Source organism: Sagittula sp. SSi028 (assembly GCF_048553715.1).
Lineage (GTDB): Bacteria > Pseudomonadota > Alphaproteobacteria > Rhodobacterales > Rhodobacteraceae > Sagittula.
Genome location: NZ_JBLZNC010000004.1, coordinates 228,986 through 244,507, shown reverse-complemented (window position 1 = coordinate 244,507; position 15,522 = coordinate 228,986). Strand labels below are relative to the sequence as shown.

14 protein-coding genes are annotated in these 15,522 nt (G+C 58.2%); 2 read left to right on the top strand and 12 right to left on the bottom strand.

The annotated features are described in order from the left end of the window. Positions 1-31: 31 nt before the first annotated feature. From ACN5AZ_RS09775 to ACN5AZ_RS09765, 3 genes are all read right to left on the bottom strand, one after another. Entirely contained in the window at positions 32-1,489 is a 1,458-nt protein-coding gene (locus tag ACN5AZ_RS09775; RefSeq protein ID WP_419428685.1) for a TniQ family protein, read from the bottom strand. Beyond that, positions 1,489-2,466 (bottom strand): TniB family NTP-binding protein, encoded by a 978-nt coding sequence (locus tag ACN5AZ_RS09770; protein WP_419428684.1) that lies wholly within the window; start codon positions 2,464-2,466, stop codon positions 1,489-1,491. The genes ACN5AZ_RS09775 and ACN5AZ_RS09770 overlap by 1 nt, the downstream gene beginning before the upstream one ends. A 1,036-nt stretch (positions 2,467-3,502) precedes the next feature. Continuing rightward, complete coding sequence (locus ACN5AZ_RS09765) at positions 3,503-3,988, bottom strand: hypothetical protein (RefSeq protein ID WP_419428683.1); 486 nt, start codon at positions 3,986-3,988, stop codon at positions 3,503-3,505. Between the two features lie 390 nt (positions 3,989-4,378). On the opposite strand from ACN5AZ_RS09765, the gene ACN5AZ_RS09760 reads away from it, so the two are divergent. Next, a complete protein-coding gene (locus tag ACN5AZ_RS09760) occupies positions 4,379-5,317 on the top strand; it encodes a restriction endonuclease (RefSeq protein ID WP_419428682.1) in 939 nt (312 codons plus the stop codon). Between the two features lie 289 nt (positions 5,318-5,606). On the opposite strand, the gene ACN5AZ_RS09755 is transcribed toward ACN5AZ_RS09760, so the two are convergent. The 5 genes from ACN5AZ_RS09755 to ACN5AZ_RS09735 form a co-directional block, all read right to left on the bottom strand. Continuing rightward, positions 5,607-6,551: a hypothetical protein gene (locus ACN5AZ_RS09755; RefSeq protein ID WP_419428681.1), complete on the bottom strand. Its 945-nt coding sequence runs from the start codon at positions 6,549-6,551 to the stop codon at positions 5,607-5,609. A gap of 344 nt (positions 6,552-6,895) precedes the next feature. Next, positions 6,896-7,168: a hypothetical protein gene (locus ACN5AZ_RS09750; protein ID WP_419428680.1), complete on the bottom strand. Its 273-nt coding sequence runs from the start codon at positions 7,166-7,168 to the stop codon at positions 6,896-6,898. Positions 7,169-7,442: 274 nt separating this feature from the next. Then, complete coding sequence (locus ACN5AZ_RS09745; RefSeq protein WP_419428679.1) at positions 7,443-7,991, bottom strand: methyltransferase family protein; 549 nt, start codon at positions 7,989-7,991, stop codon at positions 7,443-7,445. Further along, positions 7,991-8,626 carry a cation transporter gene (locus tag ACN5AZ_RS09740; RefSeq protein ID WP_419428866.1) on the bottom strand — a complete coding sequence of 212 codons (636 nt, stop codon included), beginning with the start codon at positions 8,624-8,626 and terminating at the stop codon, positions 7,991-7,993. Before ACN5AZ_RS09740 ends, ACN5AZ_RS09745 begins: the two co-directional genes overlap by 1 nt. Then, positions 8,626-9,396: a transglutaminase-like domain-containing protein gene (locus ACN5AZ_RS09735; RefSeq protein WP_419428678.1), complete on the bottom strand. Its 771-nt coding sequence runs from the start codon at positions 9,394-9,396 to the stop codon at positions 8,626-8,628. Before ACN5AZ_RS09735 ends, ACN5AZ_RS09740 begins: the two co-directional genes overlap by 1 nt. Positions 9,397-9,466: 70 nt before the next feature. Here ACN5AZ_RS09735 and ACN5AZ_RS09730 point away from each other — a divergent pair, with 70 nt between their 5' ends. Next, the gene (locus ACN5AZ_RS09730) at positions 9,467-9,883 is read left to right on the top strand and encodes a MerR family transcriptional regulator (RefSeq protein ID WP_419428677.1); all 417 of its coding nucleotides are present in this window, start codon (positions 9,467-9,469) and stop codon (positions 9,881-9,883) included. 265 nt (positions 9,884-10,148) lie between these two features. On the opposite strand, the gene ACN5AZ_RS09725 is transcribed toward ACN5AZ_RS09730, so the two are convergent. The 4 genes from ACN5AZ_RS09725 to ACN5AZ_RS09710 form a co-directional block, all read right to left on the bottom strand. Continuing rightward, a complete protein-coding gene (locus ACN5AZ_RS09725) occupies positions 10,149-10,844 on the bottom strand; it encodes a hypothetical protein (protein ID WP_419428676.1) in 696 nt (231 codons plus the stop codon). Between the two features lie 452 nt (positions 10,845-11,296). Continuing rightward, positions 11,297-12,187, bottom strand: coding sequence for a hypothetical protein (locus ACN5AZ_RS09720; RefSeq protein WP_419428675.1), 891 nt, complete (start codon positions 12,185-12,187; stop codon positions 11,297-11,299). A gap of 247 nt (positions 12,188-12,434) precedes the next feature. Continuing rightward, positions 12,435-14,699: a hypothetical protein gene (locus ACN5AZ_RS09715; protein ID WP_419428674.1), complete on the bottom strand. Its 2,265-nt coding sequence runs from the start codon at positions 14,697-14,699 to the stop codon at positions 12,435-12,437. After that, complete coding sequence (locus tag ACN5AZ_RS09710) at positions 14,699-15,376, bottom strand: hypothetical protein (RefSeq protein ID WP_419428673.1); 678 nt, start codon at positions 15,374-15,376, stop codon at positions 14,699-14,701. Before ACN5AZ_RS09710 ends, ACN5AZ_RS09715 begins: the two co-directional genes overlap by 1 nt. Positions 15,377-15,522: the final 146 nt, after the last annotated feature.

Genomic DNA, 15,522 nt, shown 5'->3' with positions numbered 1-15,522 from the left:
CCCTTGGCAGAATTACGGAATCGGGACGACTTTACGCGGCGCGGATCGCCAGAACTTCATCTACCGGCATGACCACCGATGCCAACCCGGTTGACTTAGGATTCCGGAAGGCGGGCAGCTCGCTGGCCAAGACGGCTTTCACGATTTCGGCCGTTGTCCCGGCCTTGCGCTGGCAGACGTAGCTGATCGGATGCAGGTCTTTCCCTTCGGCCAGGGGGAGGGCGGCGATCCGGGCAAGGAACGCGTCAAGGGTCCTGCGCGCGAATACCACGTTGCGAACTGCCCCGGGCTTATCCGCCGGGATCAACGGCTTCACGATGCCCTCGGAATACAGCGTCCGTGCCTGAGAAAAGCTCGCCCCGATATAGTCGGCCAGATCCTCCAGCGGGATCGCGGTCTCGAAATCCGCGACCAGTGCCGAGATTTCGGTGGCGTCGAACCGAATACGGTTCCACTCCTCGGCGGTGGTATCCGCCGGAATACGGCCCAGCTTTTTCAGGATGCGCGCCATCTGGATGGATTTCCGGCCGAGGGTGTCGCCGAGGCTCTGAACGCTGTGGAACCGGCGGAATTCGATCTCATGCCCAAGGATCTTGGCGCCGACATCGAGAACATCGTGTTCGATGATGTGCTCTCGCAGCAGGTCGCGGATCGGGCCGGGATCGCGTCCGTTGCACTGCCGGTCGAGCCAGTCGTAGAGCTTGCCGTATTTGGCTAACGGCCCCGCCTGCGCGGCTTGGGCTGGAGAGGTTTCCCGGATCAGGTCCAGCGCCTTGGTGACGGCCTTCGGCCCCTGCGCGTAGATCTGGAACCCCGTCTCGACCGCTGCCTCGGAACGCTCCGGCGGCAGGGTCTTGGGCGCGACCTTGTGGCCTTCTGCCATGACGACGCCGAGCATCAGAGCCGCGTCCAGGATTTGCTGAAGCCCCTGACCCGCGAGCCAGGGATCATCCTCGACGGTGCCCTCGAGCCGGCCCTGCAGCCACGACAGGTAGCCAGGCGTGGGCGTCCCGGTCGGACGCGGGACGTCGAAATCATCGGTCGTCCCGAGTGCTTCCTGAAGGGTCCGGGTTGACGCGGGAAGCCGCTCGAGCCAGACGCCATGGCACGCGCAGCGCTGCACCGGAGCGAAGCACCAGATCAGCCGCTGCTTCCAGTCCCGCGGCCCGCCATCCTCGGCCAGGCAGACCGGGCAATACTTGTCGGCGTTGCGGGCGATAAAGCTCCACTGACAGGCCTCGCCGCGGAAGATCGCGTCCTTGCCGAAGGCTTGCAGGTTGGAGGGGATGAGGTCGGTAACCGGCACGCCGACGCCCCCTGCGAACACATCAAGCGCATCCAGCTTGCCGAGGACCAGGTCCTCGATCCGCAGGCCGAGGTCGGGCAGCAGGCGGTCGATGCCCATGCCGGTGTGAATGACGGCAAGCCGCGCAGCGTAGGACAGCACGGTCTCGCGCGGATCGATGGCGATGTGGGGATAGAGAGCCATCAGCGCGACCACCCGCCATCGATCAGGTCCTGCCGCAGGGCGAGCCACTCGTAGGCGTCGAAAGGCGACTGCGGGAAGCTGCCGTAGCGCATCGCAAAGGCCCGGTGGGCGTCCTGAAGCCGGATCTGACTGCGCCCGTCCATGAGCACGTTCATCATAATGTTCTTGGCCAGCCTGACGCTGCGCCCCATCGACCCGGCCTCGGCGAAGAGGATCCGGTCGGTCAGCGTGCCGTCTTCCGGCATTTGCAGGCCGAGCGCGCGTGCGCACGTCTGGATACCGCGCGCGAAGCTCGCGGCGTCCTTGCTGCCCTCGAGCAACCGAGGGAGCTCGAACTTCGGGAAGCGGCTATCCGTTTCCGGATCCTCCATGATTGCGTCCGGGAGCTTCTGGACCCCGGCGATGATGACTGCCACGGGATGCTCGCCCTGAAGCAAGCTCTTCATCGTCTGGATCGCGCCCTCGACATCCTTGCCGGAGCCACGCCGCATCAGGTGATGCGCCTCGTCGATGACCAGAAGACCGATCCCGCGTTCGCCGAGCCGATGACGCGCGATGCTCCAGGTCTCATAGGATTTCGCGCGGGAGCTCACCTTCGGATATCCCGTCGCTTCGGCGATGCTGGTTGCGAGAGCCTTGATGGTCGCCTCGGGCGGAACCGTGAGGTAGAGCGTATTGCCCTCGGTTTCCCGTCCCGCGATCGACAGGACGCCGCTCGAACGCAGGGTGCGCCGGAGCAGGGCCGATTTTCCGCTGCCGGAGTTGCCGACAACCATCATGCCGCGGGTCTCGCCGGTCAGGGAATCGATCATCGGCTCGGCCGTGCGGGCGTCATCGTCACCCATCTTGAAGAGCCCTGCGATCTGCTCCTCCAAGGCGACATCGCGGTCGAGCTTGATGTAGCGGTTGGTCAGCCAAGCGCACTTCTCGGCGACGGAGCTTTCCGGGGTGAGGGCGGGGTCATGGAATTCAAACATGTGCAGTTCCTTCTTCGTTCGAGACAAGGGGCCACCGGCTCCTGGCGGGCTTCCGCAGGAGGGCTAGGTGGGATTTCGGTGAGTGTCGTGGTTTGCGGGGGCACGATCAGAGGACCGCGATGCGGTTCCTCCGGCCCTGATCAGCTCAGGATGGGTTCGGTCTTCCTGTCCATGCGTTTCGTGCTCCCGCGTTGCTTCCGTCAGTCCATGTTTCTGCTGACACGACTCAAGTATGAGCAGGTCGTGAAAAGGAGCAGCGTTTTCAGGGGAGGTTCTTCAACTTTTTTACAAGTCATTGTAATCATAAAGATATTCCTGCGCCCGACGGGCGTTGCAGCCGCTTTTCGTGATGCATCCGTGCGAAATTCTGGCCGCAGGTCCGCGGTCGGCGCCGCGTAAGCGGCCCGTTCCGGACAGTCGGATAGGTGCTGGTGTTCCCTTATTCATGGCGGGCCGAGTTCGCCCGCGCAACGACGATCTCGCTGCGAAAAGCCCTGCAGTCCTGAAACTCGAGAGCCGGCTTTGTCAGGCAGCGAAAGGCGCGGCGCGCTGTCGAAACCGCACCTTCGCATCACGGAAGGTAGACTTGTCTGGATTTTCTACCGCGTTAGGAGGGCACTAGCACCGAGGAAGATCGACGTCGGCAGCGACGCCTCGTGAGAGCACGGAATCATGCGTCGGCTCTTGACGGCGACGATCATGGGGACCTGACTTGGATCGAAGTCGGCGCCGGAAGGCACCGAGGGTAATGTCAGGAGGCGAGGGTTTAACGGCGCGCACACGGGGCAAAATGTCCAGGTTTGCGTGTTTAGGCTGAAGAAATGTCCGGAAACGGTGGGTTAAGGCATCCGGCTTGCGTCCCGGGCTTCGCGGATGTCGTGAACATCTGAACTTCACGACCTGCACGGGGCCGGACGATAGGGATGATCAGCTGAGATGACGTGATGACGGACGACAACTCGGATCAGACCCCGGCCATCACGAAGGCGTAGTCTCCTGACGCCTGAGGGGGTGATCAGGTGGCAACCGCGCGCTCTCACATGGTCGCGATGTCTGACCAATCCGCCACGACGACTTCGAGGCCATCGATCTGCGCCCGGGTTAGCAACTCATCAATTTCCGCGGCGGCTTGACCGGAATGCAGGAAAGCCACACTTTTCGCTCCGGCAGCCTTTACCCTGTCCAATCCGCGCCTGATCAGCATTTCAGGAGATATCGGTTCGGCGGGGACATGGACGAGTCTGCCATCGACGATGCCTAGATCGTCGATAACCTCGTAGTGGAACGTCGCACCGGAACCAAAGGCCTTGCGCATCGCGTTCATGAAGAGCCCCTGCGACGGCGAGATCGTCTCGACAATCAGGACATGCCGGACCGGGTTCGGGTGGTCTTCGAAATGTGCAGGATCGAAGCCCATGGCGTTGTCCAACGGGCAGATACAAAGGCTCATGCGATTAGATGCCTTTCCCTGGAATTCTTTGGGCGTCGCGATGAAACCTCGCCCGTCTTCGGCCTGCTCCAATCTTGGCTTATTGCCTCAACGATGGAAAGCCGCGTCAAGGTTCAGGCGAAGAACTCGAGTATGCGCCATGCTGCAGGGCGCCGTTGCAGCCTACGGTTGCTGGTAAGTGCATAAGACCGGACGTTCGTCCCAGATCTGACGAAGGTCCGCACCCAGCCTAATCACGACATTCGTTCTGCTTTTGCATCCGGTGGCCCTGCCTACAGGAAGGGCGGAAATCTGACATTGGCTGCTGACCCACCAGACAACCCTTGCGTCGGGCGAAGCAGACGATGGAAACAACGCGACTTCACATAGATGGACGTATGCGCCTACCACTTGCTGATTGGCAATGGGTGTGAACTCCAAAGCGCGGTCTTCTGGACTTGGCCTTGGCTAACCTGCGGAACTATGCTGAAGTCCATTCGAGAAGGCGTTCGAATTTTTTCTTCGTCGGCGCTGCACAGAGAGGAACAATTTTCTATGAGTAGCTTGCGCTCTTTTGATTTAAGCCTGATTGAACAAATATTGCGCGGCGAATCGAAAGGCTATGTCTTGGATTTTTCCAACAGGACGTTTGCAGATTTTTTCGTTCGTGAGCTCGATATTGATATCGATGCACCCATCTACGCCACCAACGGCACCTCAAAGGGCAAAAGGCTTGAGTGCTTTTTAGGCAAAGTGGACGATGGGACTGCCGCGCGTGCGCTGCGTGCCCTGTGGGAACATAGGGAGGCAATCCGCCCTACTAACGCGCCCGACCCGTTTCCACGCGCATCAGGGCAGTTCTCGGCACTGATCACAAAATTGGAAGGCGGCACGGTCACGACGCCGGTGAATGTCGTCGGAGCTCCCAAGGTAGAAGAGATTGAATTTGATCGCTTTAGAAGTCGTCTAATTTCGATACGAGACCTTGAGCCACATACTCGCGGATATGAATTCGAGAAGTTTCTCAAGGACCTATTCAATGCATTTCGGCTATCCGCTCGGGAGCCATTCAAAAATGTAGGAGAGCAGATTGATGGTAGTTTTGAGCTCGAAGGCGAGACATATCTTCTAGAAGCAAAATGGCTGAATAAGAAGGTCGGCATTGGTGAGCTTGGTGCATTTCATTCGAAACTTGATCAGAAAGCATCTTGGGCCCGTGGCCTTTTTGTCAGCTTTGGAGGGTTCACTGAAGTGGGCCTGCAAGGGTTTGGTCGTGGTCGCCGCCTGGTCTGCATGGACGGGCGCGATATTCATGAGGCGCTTAGGCTTGGCATCGCGATAGACCGGGCGATTTCACTCAAAGTCAGGCATGCCGCTGAAACCGGAGACGTCTTTATGCCCGTTGACAGTCTAGTGCCATAATTGCCCACACGAATAGTCTAAGGAAATTGGCTTAACGCAGCCAATGACCCCACTTGTGGCGCACAACTCTTGGCTTTTGCAACATCAGAAGGTCCAAGAAAATTGGGCAGTGGGAATGCTGCATAAGTCCGGGGCGAATTCCAGCGTCTACTTCAGGGAAGCTCGGTCGCACCGACAGCCCATCCGATTAAGGGCCGCAGAGGGCCAAGATCGGCGTCAGCCTCAGGCGAAATTGGGCTCCTGTTGCTGGATTACCGCAAGTCCGCTATCTGCCCAAATAGTCTTCGAGCTAGCCATGCCTAATCACACTCTTGGGCAAGAGTATTTTTATTTGAGAATTTCTTTCGGCTGGGTTGTATTCAGTGATCTCAATTTCCTCAGGAGCTTCTGGCATGAATATAAGCAATGCCTGATTTATTCCGGATTCTTCCAAGTACATTTCGACTTGCTCTCGAGCCACCACCAACCCTCCATGACGCGAGAAGCGCTTCATTTCCAAAAGCACCCGTTCATCGCCCCGTTTTAGTATCATGTCCGCGCGATATTGACTTTCGGGGGACAGCCGACTCTCCAAAGAAACTTCGACTTCGGGCAATGCGGAAGCAATCGCTCCATGCAGTGACCCAATCATCTCCCCTTCGCTCATAGGACCATGAACTTTGTTCCGAGTGAAAGTTGAGCCGAAATTCTGCACAAATTTTGAGATTTGATTAATTAGCGTTGTATCCCCCTGACCGCTCGAGGGAGCACAAACGGAGTTATCAAGCGCGGTTTTGCTCGCGTCAAATGCAATCTTTGCGGCGATCTGGTCTGATAGCAAACAAGCAAAAGCTGAAACGGATACAATCGCTAAAAATGCCTCACTTTCGTCAAAGTACAGCTTGTAGTCGTGGGTCGAGGGGTTGCGCCATTCAGTTCGATAATTTCTAAACTGGCTTAGCACCCTGTCACGAAAGGTTCCATTTCCTTCGAGATACTCTTCGATATTGTGCGGGGTTTTCCGTCGAGGGTCTTTCCCCGTTAAGACGCGGTATGCCTCTTTAATCGCCCCTTCAAAAGCCTGGTTGGTACGATAGATTGCATCCGTAAATGCTGTCTCATCTCCGTCGCTTTGCCCTCGCGCCAAATGGCGAAAAGCAACCTCAATATGACCCAAAGTAGCGTTTAGGCCCGATGTGTGGTCGCCGTCACTGAGGGAGCCAATCTTATTTCGCAGGGTTTCGACGAGATCCAAGCTGCCACTCCGAGCCTTTGTTCTGATATCGTTGTTATGCGTCCAACCATAAGTTGATGCAAGGAAGAGGAAAATTTCTTTATGTATGGTCTTTGGGGCTAGCAACTAGGTCTTGAAGGTTCGGCTTGACTGGGAGAGCACGTTCGCCTCCCTGCGCACTGCCGGCCTCGGCCCGACCGAAATGCTGCGCGATGCGTCCAACGCCTGGTTCGGGGAAGCTGCGCGGCAGCCAGATAGGCGCGCGTCAATGTCAGCATTGGGCCGCTCGCGCCATGTCGACCCTTTCGGCTGGGTACGGGACACGCCAAAGCGCCGCATGTTGACTGGGATCCCTCTCCTGCAGATCACTTACAGACCGCGGCGGCTTCGTCCCAGCAACACTGACAAAATACCTTGAAATCAGCATTATCGAACCAGCGATCTCCCTGATCGCCGTCGAGCTCGATGAGGCTGTCTTCGCATGCCCTGCACCATGCATCGGGCCGAGCGGTATCTATTTCATTTCCATGAAAGAACCCGACTTTTGGATTGTCGCCATCAACGGCATGGGCGATGTGCTCGCACACCAGCCCTATACCCTGACGACCATGAACCTGGCATTCGACGAGCCCCAGCATATACCTCTCGCGTTTCGATCACTTACCCATGAGGTTGTAGTCCCGATGTCGGAAAAGTCCGCACTGCCGAACTCGGTCCGTTGGAAATGCTGCGGCGAGCATGGAAGGCCGTTTCGGTGACGCCGCGCTGCGGCGGCAGTTGTCAGGTGAAGGCCCGCATAGGGCCGGGAACGACGGTCGCCGACTGCCTGAAAGGCTTACGACATGCTGCGCAGCCGCAGGTCTGCTTCGAGCCCATACCTTCCAAGTTTCTGCGTTGTGGCGAAAGACCGCTTCAGAGAAAACGCCGAACGCGCGAGACGTATTCCTCGAAGTCCGCGCCGTAGCGGGCGCGAAGCCAAGGCTCCTCCGCGAATGGTGCGGCCAACAGCACGAGGATCGCGGTACTTCCGACCAGAACGACGAGCGGCGTGGCCGTCAGCAGCATCCATCCGATGATCATGAGGATATCTGCGACATACTGTGGATTGCGGGAGTAGCGATAAAGTCCGTCGGTTCGCAGATGTCCAACGGCACCGCCGGTTTGGGCAATCCCGAAGCGCGTAACTTCAAACCAGACGGCTGCGTTTCCGATGAGAGTTAAAGGCACCCCGATCCAGTACCGCATCCAGTCTGGAAATGGCAGGGTCGCCCATCCAAGAATGCCAAGCAGAACAAGCACGCCGAACAAAGTGGATGTTGGAAGCCAGACAAGGAAAGGCGTTCTGCTCGTGTATTCGTCCGGAGGCCAGAGCCGCTGCGATGGACGCGCAATCGACCAAATGAGCGCGGCCAAGGTTCCCGCGGCAATCCCCAAGCCAAGTAGAGTAAGAAAGGCCTCCATCAGACTTCGGCATGACCGTGTGAATTGAACTCCCGGCGTTCGGCGAGCGCCTGGCGCACGATCTGGAAAGCGGAAGACAGAAACAGGCTTGCCATGATCGCAGCGACGATCAGGTCAGGCCAGCCGGTGGCCGTGCCCCATACGCCCAAAGCTGCAAACATCACAGCGACGTTGCCGATGGCGTCGTTTCGCGAGCACAGCCAGACAGAGCGCACATTCGCATCCCCGTCCTTGTAATTGACCAGCAGCAGCACGCTCGCAAGGTTTGTCGCCAATGCCAGTGCGCCAACAACGCCCATAATTTCGGCTTCCGGCAAGCCGACATAGAAAACCCGGTAGACTGTCGAGCCGAAGACCCACAGGCCCATAAGAAGAAGACTGATGCCCTTGGCGAGCGCTGCATTCGTCCGTGCGCGGATCGAAGCACCGATGACGGCAAGTGAGATGCCATAGGTCAGAGCATCGCCCAAGAAGTCGAGCGCGTCGGCTTTCAGAGCTTGCGACTGTGCGACCTGGCCTGCCGTCATCTCGACGGCAAACATCATCGCGTTCAGTGCGATGACGATCCACAGCCGCCGCTTGTAGTCGTCCGATACGCCATCGAACTTGGCATCATGTCCGCAACACCCTGACATCATACGGTCTCCTTCAGAATGATCGATGCCTGTTTGGGAAGAAGATTGTCTGCGCCACCGGGGATGATTGGCACATGGCCTTGCCTGATCCGCGCTACGCGCCGGTTCATCCAGTGCCGAACAAAGAAACGGTAGAGTAGCCCGCGCAAACCGGACAGCTGGCGGTGGTCCTTGTAGAAGTCATCCGGACTGTCAAAGATACCGAAGTCGTGGTTGATCCCGGTCTTCTGTATGTATGTGCTTTGGCCAGACCACTCGACGAGGGGAGCTTGAAGGCAATCTGTCCCCGCACCATAGGCACAGAGCGACGTACGATCCGGGAAGGTCTCCTGAAGCGCTCTCAGAACGCCTTGATCGAGGATAAAGCCTTCGAGATTGATCCACTTGCCGTCTATCAAAACTTCGACCCAAGAGTGGATGATGTTCCGGGGGGCAAGTGGATAGACCAGTTCCGGTACGACGCCACGCTGCAAGCCCTTGTCGATAGTGAAGCCGTGAAACCGGCAGGGGATATCCAACGCCCTGAGCAGTGCCATAAGCAGCGTACCCTTGGTATTACACTGCCCGTATCCGTCCGCCAGCACGCGGGAGGCTGGCAGAGCATCGTCGCTGTTGTATCCAAACAGGATTTCGTTTCGGGCGAAATCATAGGCCGCGCCGATGCGCGCGACGGGGTCAAGAGAAGACCATCCGCGCTCGGCGATCAACGCCTGGATCGCATCGGATCGAAAATCGAGTATGGGGGATTCGGCGAGATATTTCTGGGACATGGTTCACTCTGGTTTCAGCGTCCCAATTCATATACGATCTCTAGTGACTAGAGGTTCAAGAGGTATTTTGATGTTTTCTATTGGTGAGCTTTCAAGACGCACGAACGTCAAGGTTCCAACGATCCGTTACTACGAAGAGTCTGGGCTTCTCGACGCACCGGAGCGCACGGAAGGCAATCAGCGTAGGTATGATGCGGCGGGGCTGGAGCGCCTGAGCTTCATCAAGCATGCCCGCGACCTTGGCTTCTCGATTGAAGCTATTGCCGCCTTGATCGAGCTACAGAGCCACCCAGACCGGTCGTGTGCAGAGGCCAACGATATTGCGTCGGCTCAGCTCTCGGACGTGCGCACAAAGATCAAACGCCTCCGCGCGCTTGAGAAAGAACTGGTGCGGATTTCCAAGGGCTGCGATGGCGGCGGAGTGACCGAAGACTGCTATGTTTTGGCTTCTTTGTCGGATCATAGCCTTTGCAAACGCGAGCACTGAAAAGGTAAAGCAGACTTTCACATAGTATAGCCAAACGTCGGCAAAGTCCGCACTGCGGACCTTGGGATCCTGGATCTTGCTACGCGTTGGCATGAAGGTCCGGTATGAGGAAGCTGGGCGGCGGCAACAGTGAATTTGACCAAGGTCGGCTTTGGGCCGAAAGCATCGGTGGCTTCAACCACAGTCGGCTCCATTGGTTGCCGCATCGCCGCATGACGGTTTGTAGCCCAGACTGACCGATGCCGTGAAGATCACGAACGGCCGCTTAGGAGGTCGTTGCGGATTTTTCTTTTGCTGAAAAGGAGAGCGTTGGCTCTCCACCTTCGTCTTGCACAATCTCGGCATTTGGCTCCAGCTCGCCAATAAGCTGGCATGCATTTTGCAACCCAGGGACTGGCAGGATGAGGGGACAACCTTTTGAACTTGGCGCATTCAGCACGACTCGAAACTCTCGCTGCCAATCAAAGCGGGCTGGCTTGCAATAGATGGAATATTCTCCATGATGGTTATCTGCCACATATGTGACTGGTCCGTGTGACGAGGATTCGATCTTGTGTGGAAAGGCTTTTTTAATCGCCTCGATTGTCAGATCGAGAAAATTCGAAACGTTGGTGACCACCAACAAGCTTGGCCCAAATTCACAACAAAATCGATGGAAATTCAATACTTCAGAACGTTGAGCTATAGCTTCGGAAAGCACTCTGCGATCAACTATGTTGAAGCAAAGTCCATGTGTTGCAGCATACTTAGTTTGGCCGTTACGAGTGATAATTGGCCCCGCAATTTTGTGTTCTACCCAACCCAGGGAAGGATCGGAGCCAAATCGAATTCTCACATGCTTGACGTTGTCAGGTTGGTCGATACGATCAGCGCCCTCCCATGCGTCTCCTCGAGCCGGATCTAAACCTTCAAGGTTCTTCCACGCTTCGATTGGCGTGAAACGAAGTTCTTCGTTGTTCAATGTTTCCGAGTGATATTCAGCTTTGGAAAACCTAAGTAGGTACACTGTGTTATTAGCCTCGGGCAACTGCGTTCCCGGTGGACTTACCACAGATCGCTATCAGCCAGAATATGAGATCAGACATAGGATCAGCGATTATTGATCGCGGCTTCGTCCGCATTGCCGGCATCGAACGGGCCAAAATGCTGCGCAACTGTTCCAATGACCGCTTCGGGGGAGCTGCGGCGCGGCGGCGCATGGTTGGATCAATGTCCGGATTGGGCCAGGTGTCTCGTGACGGGCGACCACAGTTTACAGTTTTGCAGCGTCCGCTTCCTGCGCATTGCCGCCGCTGATGGTGGCCGCAGCGAACTTCTGCTCTGTAGGGGCGCCATACACTGCCGATTAATGGCGACCCTGATGGAGCGCAGTAATCGGTGACAGCTGGCGTCGGCCCGCTTTGACCTCGATTCCTAAAGCTCGTCGCGCACGTAGGCCAGCATCACGTCGGCGAGACCTCCGGGATCGCGTGACGTTGTTGTCCGTAGCAATTGCTCGGCGTACTGTCGAATTTCATCGATGTGCTCGCCGCCGGTTTGTTGCACGGCGACACCGACCAGGTGCTCCACCAGCTCCTCATCACTGATCGCATCGATCCGGAACAGGTGAAATGCCGGAAGGAGGGTCTCGGGAACGTCTTCCAGCGGAACGTCGAGTACGCCAAACCAGGTGACGTGCGAAATGTCCACCTGCACGGACCAGCGCGAAACGCTGACTGTCTTGTCCGGCACGTCAATGAAGAGGCCGTCGAGGTAGATTGCCGCGGTTCTATTAAGCGGTTCCGTCAGGACAATGATCTGGGCGTATTCGCTTGCGGCCATCGCGCGGAGAAGGTCGTCGACCAGAGGTTGCCCCCAGTCTTTGGTAAGGTCGTCCTTCCTGTGAACATCGCCCGGCGTCAGCGCGCTGGCCAAGGCGTCGGCGAACTCCCATGCCAGTTCCCCGGTGAACATCAAGTTTGGAAACGCCGGGCCTTCGTATTCCGCGTTTTTCGCGATCTCTTCAACGTGGCTCCGGACGACGCGCTGGATCGCTGCGATGGTTTCACGGTCCCACTTTTTCATTTCGAGGACTGTGGCGAACGCTGTATCGACCTGCTCCAGAGAAACCGGCCGACGGCTCTTTGGCATCGTCAGTTGATCGAGCCATTCAAGCGATTTCGGGGATGCCGTTTCCCAAACCTCCCGGTCAGCCGCGTAGGCGTATCGCTCTGATGACACGTTGAGGAGGTGGCTTCGGTAGTAGGTGAGCCAGATATCATTGGGGTGGTTTTCCAAGATGTAAGTCCTCTCATCTTGCTGCATTCCCCCCGGTCCGGAGGCGGATGCCACTTATGCGATCAAGGCGCTTCCGTGTGGCCCGATTCGCAAGGTCGTATCGTCATATTTCCGAGAGGCTATTTGAGTCAAGTAATTGAAAAATATAGCAATACTTGCACCGTGCAAGTTATCATCCCCGAGAGATGGGAATTGATCGAGATCGACCGCAACCAAGCTACTCAGGCGACGAAAAACGCCGCCCAGAGGGCGGCGTTGTAAGTGTGGCGAGAGGTCATTCCAGGACGTCGTCATCGTCCAGGAAACCCGCGTCCGGCGGCGTATAGGGCTTCTGGGGTTCCGGCCGGGCGGGGACCTGAGGTTCGTCACCCTCGACGACATCATCGAGAAGCCCCCGATGCTCGCCCGCCTGATACCGCCGCTCTGCCGTGTCGGTGTAGGTGTCGATGTGTTCGTCGGTCAGTTCCTTGCCGGTCGTCGCGCTGCGCGGCTGCGCAAACAGCTTGGACTGGGCCTTCAGCTCCTTGGACCGCTGATCACGATGCCCGATTTCCAGAAGGCGCGTCTGTTCTGCCTCTGGGTTGATCTTCCGGCGATCCTCGTTCCAGACCCGGACGTCGAAGGCGGTCTTTTCGAGCCAATCCGGATCACACACGACAGCCGTCTCCCATTTGCCCTTACCGTTGTCGCTGACCTTGCGGATATCGATGGTGCCGATGTTGCCGGCCCAACGGCGGGTTTCGATCAGCTGGTGCCCCTCGCTTCTCCAGATGTCGATCAGGTTGTCGGACTGGTACTTGATGTTGTCGATGACCAAGCCCGACGATCCCAGTCGGCGCTGAACGATCTCGCCAAAGGCCTGGCGCATTTCCTTGTTGGTCAGGGTCCGAGGGCGCTTGTACCGTGTCGCCTCCTGCCAGGCTTCGCGCGGCGTCGTTCCCAAGGCGTTGTGGCGGTCGTTGTGGTAGTCGTCGACGGCCCACCGCACCATCCACTTCAGGAACTCGGACAGTTCCAGGGTCGCTCGTCCCTGGGAATCGTTTTCACCGCGCTTGACCACGTCACCGAAGGTCCTGCCCGAGAACCGGGCGAGCAGCTTTTCGTGCATGGTCCGGAACACCCGTTCGATGAAGGGCTTCAGCCAGGGTTTTCCCGCAGGGACCCCCATGTTGGTGATCCCGAGCGAGTTCAGGATGTGGTAGGCTGGGTCGGTGATATAGGCGGCGCCGCGATCGACAGCGATCAGCTCGGGCGCGCCGTATTCCAACCACTTGTAAGTGCATCCCATGGCGTCGGAGATATCGGACTTGTCCGAGTAGACCATCTCCAGCGTCAGAGCCAGGGAGTTCACGGTGCCTTCCGGGACGACGAGCAGGGCCAGCAGGCAGCGGGTGTGGACATCGATCGCGGCGGAAATCTTGACGCGCTGTGCCGTGCCATCCAGACCCATGGCCTTCGCTTCTTTAGGCGACAGGTAATCGAACGCACCGCTGATTTTCATCAGGAGTTGCAGGTCGATGGTGTACTCGTCGATCTCGACCCGTTCGAGGGCGCGCGAGGTGACGATCCCCAGACCGCCCGCATGCATGTCGCGGTAAGCCACATCATAGCCCCGGTTGCGGATGCCACGGTTGACGTACCCAAGAAGCACGCGCTGCGTCTGGACGAACTCCTTGCTGACCCTTTGTGGCAGCAGCCCTGCATTGGTGTCTCTCGCCAGACGCTCGCAGTTTTCGAACAGCAGTGCGGCATTGACACTGTCATGCAGGTTCGCCAGTGACTGCCGTTCCTGATCCTCAAGCTCCATCAGGACTTTCGTCACGAAGTCCCGAAGCTGATCAGTGTGCCCGGAGTTGGCGCCGCAATTGCGAAACTTGTCGTACAGGCCGTCTTCGCCCTCGTCCCGATGCTTGCTCGCCCACCTGTAAATTGTCGCCCCCATCTTGGTCTCGTCACGCGCGCAATGGGCATTCTCCCCTTTGAGGTCGAACGTGTAGGGCTTCAGCCCGGTCTGGGAGCCGTGCAGGGCTTTGCTGCACGAGGACAGGATCGGGTGCGGGCGGTTGGGCGCCAGCGCCGCTTCGGCGATGCGCGCGTGGATGGTGCGCGCGCGATGCACCAGCTGCAGGGAGTTGCGCTCATGCTCCGCACGGGTTGTCCCCATAAGGCCCTCAGCGATCAGCTCTTCGCTGGCAAGAACGCAAGCCTTGCGGACGAGCATGCGCGCCGTTTCCTTGTGGTTGCGCTCATCGCGCCGCACCTCTGTGATGGAGCGGGAGCGCACGAAGGACATCGGGCGGCGGATCACCTCAAGCTGGCCGTAAAGGTGATCCTGGTGGATCACCTCCGTCTTGTAGAGTTCGGGTCCGGCGTCTTTCACCTTGCCGGTCACCGGGTTGGTCCACTCCTCCCAGTCGACCACGACACCGTTGTCACGGAGTTCTGTGACCTTGCCGTTGCGCGAGATCTGGCGAATGACGCAGCCGACCTCGAGGAAGCTGATGTCGAAGTTTTCTTCGTTGATGACATGAACCGGCATTATGCAGCCTCCTCGATTGCGGTGAGGGGCCGGATGACAGCATGCTCGTCGATGATGCCACGGGACAGGACCTCGACATCACCCCAGCGGATCGCGCGCACTGCGCTCCAAAACCCGTCTGGGCCGATGCCGGCCTGCTCCAGAGCCTCATGAATTGCCATGGGACGATCCAACTGGGTCAGTGCCTTTTTGACGCGGTCATCCAGCACCTCCTCCGGGAAACGTGCCGCATGGAAGAGCCTGCAGTTGGCCAGGAGGGTCGGGTCGATGTTGCGTTCCGAGATCGTGTTCACCTGATCAGCGATTTCGGGCACGGCAACGGCGCGTACGGCCTCCATGGTTCTCTGGTAGGCCAGCGTGCTGGCCTTTTTCGCGTACTTGACGGAGAGCGCAATGCGCTTCCCGCCCACCAGGGTCAGCCGGTAGTCGAACCAGTACGGCGTTGCTACGGTGCCGGTCTTGCGCGCCATGATCCTTTCCAGCTGCTCCTCAAGGTCGAGGAATTCGGGGTGATAGATGCAGCACAGGGCTGCGTCGTGCTCCAGCCCGCTACCGAAGCCGACTTCTTGCGATTTACCGTCATGGCGGATGAACGTCAGCGTGCCCACGGAGTGCAGCTTGGAGCTCTTGGGGATCTTCCGGACGGCGCGGCTGCGGAAGTAGTTTTCGTCGAACATGATTTTCTCGTTTCTTTGGACAAGCCGATCCCGTCGCCTGAATCGCTGGATTCAGACGGGAGCCGAGCTTGCGAGTGATGTTGGGATGCCCGAGGTCGTGGCGCTGAGCCTGTGTTCGAACCTCTCCAGGCAGTGGCGGAATGCCG

Coding starts and splice junctions, on each gene's coding strand:
- ACN5AZ_RS09715 (WP_419428674.1), bottom strand. CDS start 14,699: ATGCCGGTTCATGTCATCAACGAAGAAAACTTCGACATCAGCTTCCTC.
- ACN5AZ_RS09720 (WP_419428675.1), bottom strand. CDS start 12,187: ATGCAGCAAGATGAGAGGACTTACATCTTGGAAAACCACCCCAATGAT.
- ACN5AZ_RS09735 (WP_419428678.1), bottom strand. CDS start 9,396: ATGTCCCAGAAATATCTCGCCGAATCCCCCATACTCGATTTTCGATCC.
- ACN5AZ_RS09730 (WP_419428677.1), top strand. CDS start 9,467: ATGTTTTCTATTGGTGAGCTTTCAAGACGCACGAACGTCAAGGTTCCA.
- ACN5AZ_RS09760 (WP_419428682.1), top strand. CDS start 4,379: ATGCTGAAGTCCATTCGAGAAGGCGTTCGAATTTTTTCTTCGTCGGCG.
- ACN5AZ_RS09740 (WP_419428866.1), bottom strand. CDS start 8,626: ATGTCAGGGTGTTGCGGACATGATGCCAAGTTCGATGGCGTATCGGAC.
- ACN5AZ_RS09775 (WP_419428685.1), bottom strand. CDS start 1,489: ATGGCTCTCTATCCCCACATCGCCATCGATCCGCGCGAGACCGTGCTG.
- ACN5AZ_RS09710 (WP_419428673.1), bottom strand. CDS start 15,376: ATGTTCGACGAAAACTACTTCCGCAGCCGCGCCGTCCGGAAGATCCCC.
- ACN5AZ_RS09770 (WP_419428684.1), bottom strand. CDS start 2,466: ATGTTTGAATTCCATGACCCCGCCCTCACCCCGGAAAGCTCCGTCGCC.
- ACN5AZ_RS09745 (WP_419428679.1), bottom strand. CDS start 7,991: ATGGAGGCCTTTCTTACTCTACTTGGCTTGGGGATTGCCGCGGGAACC.
- ACN5AZ_RS09750 (WP_419428680.1), bottom strand. CDS start 7,168: ATGCTGGGGCTCGTCGAATGCCAGGTTCATGGTCGTCAGGGTATAGGG.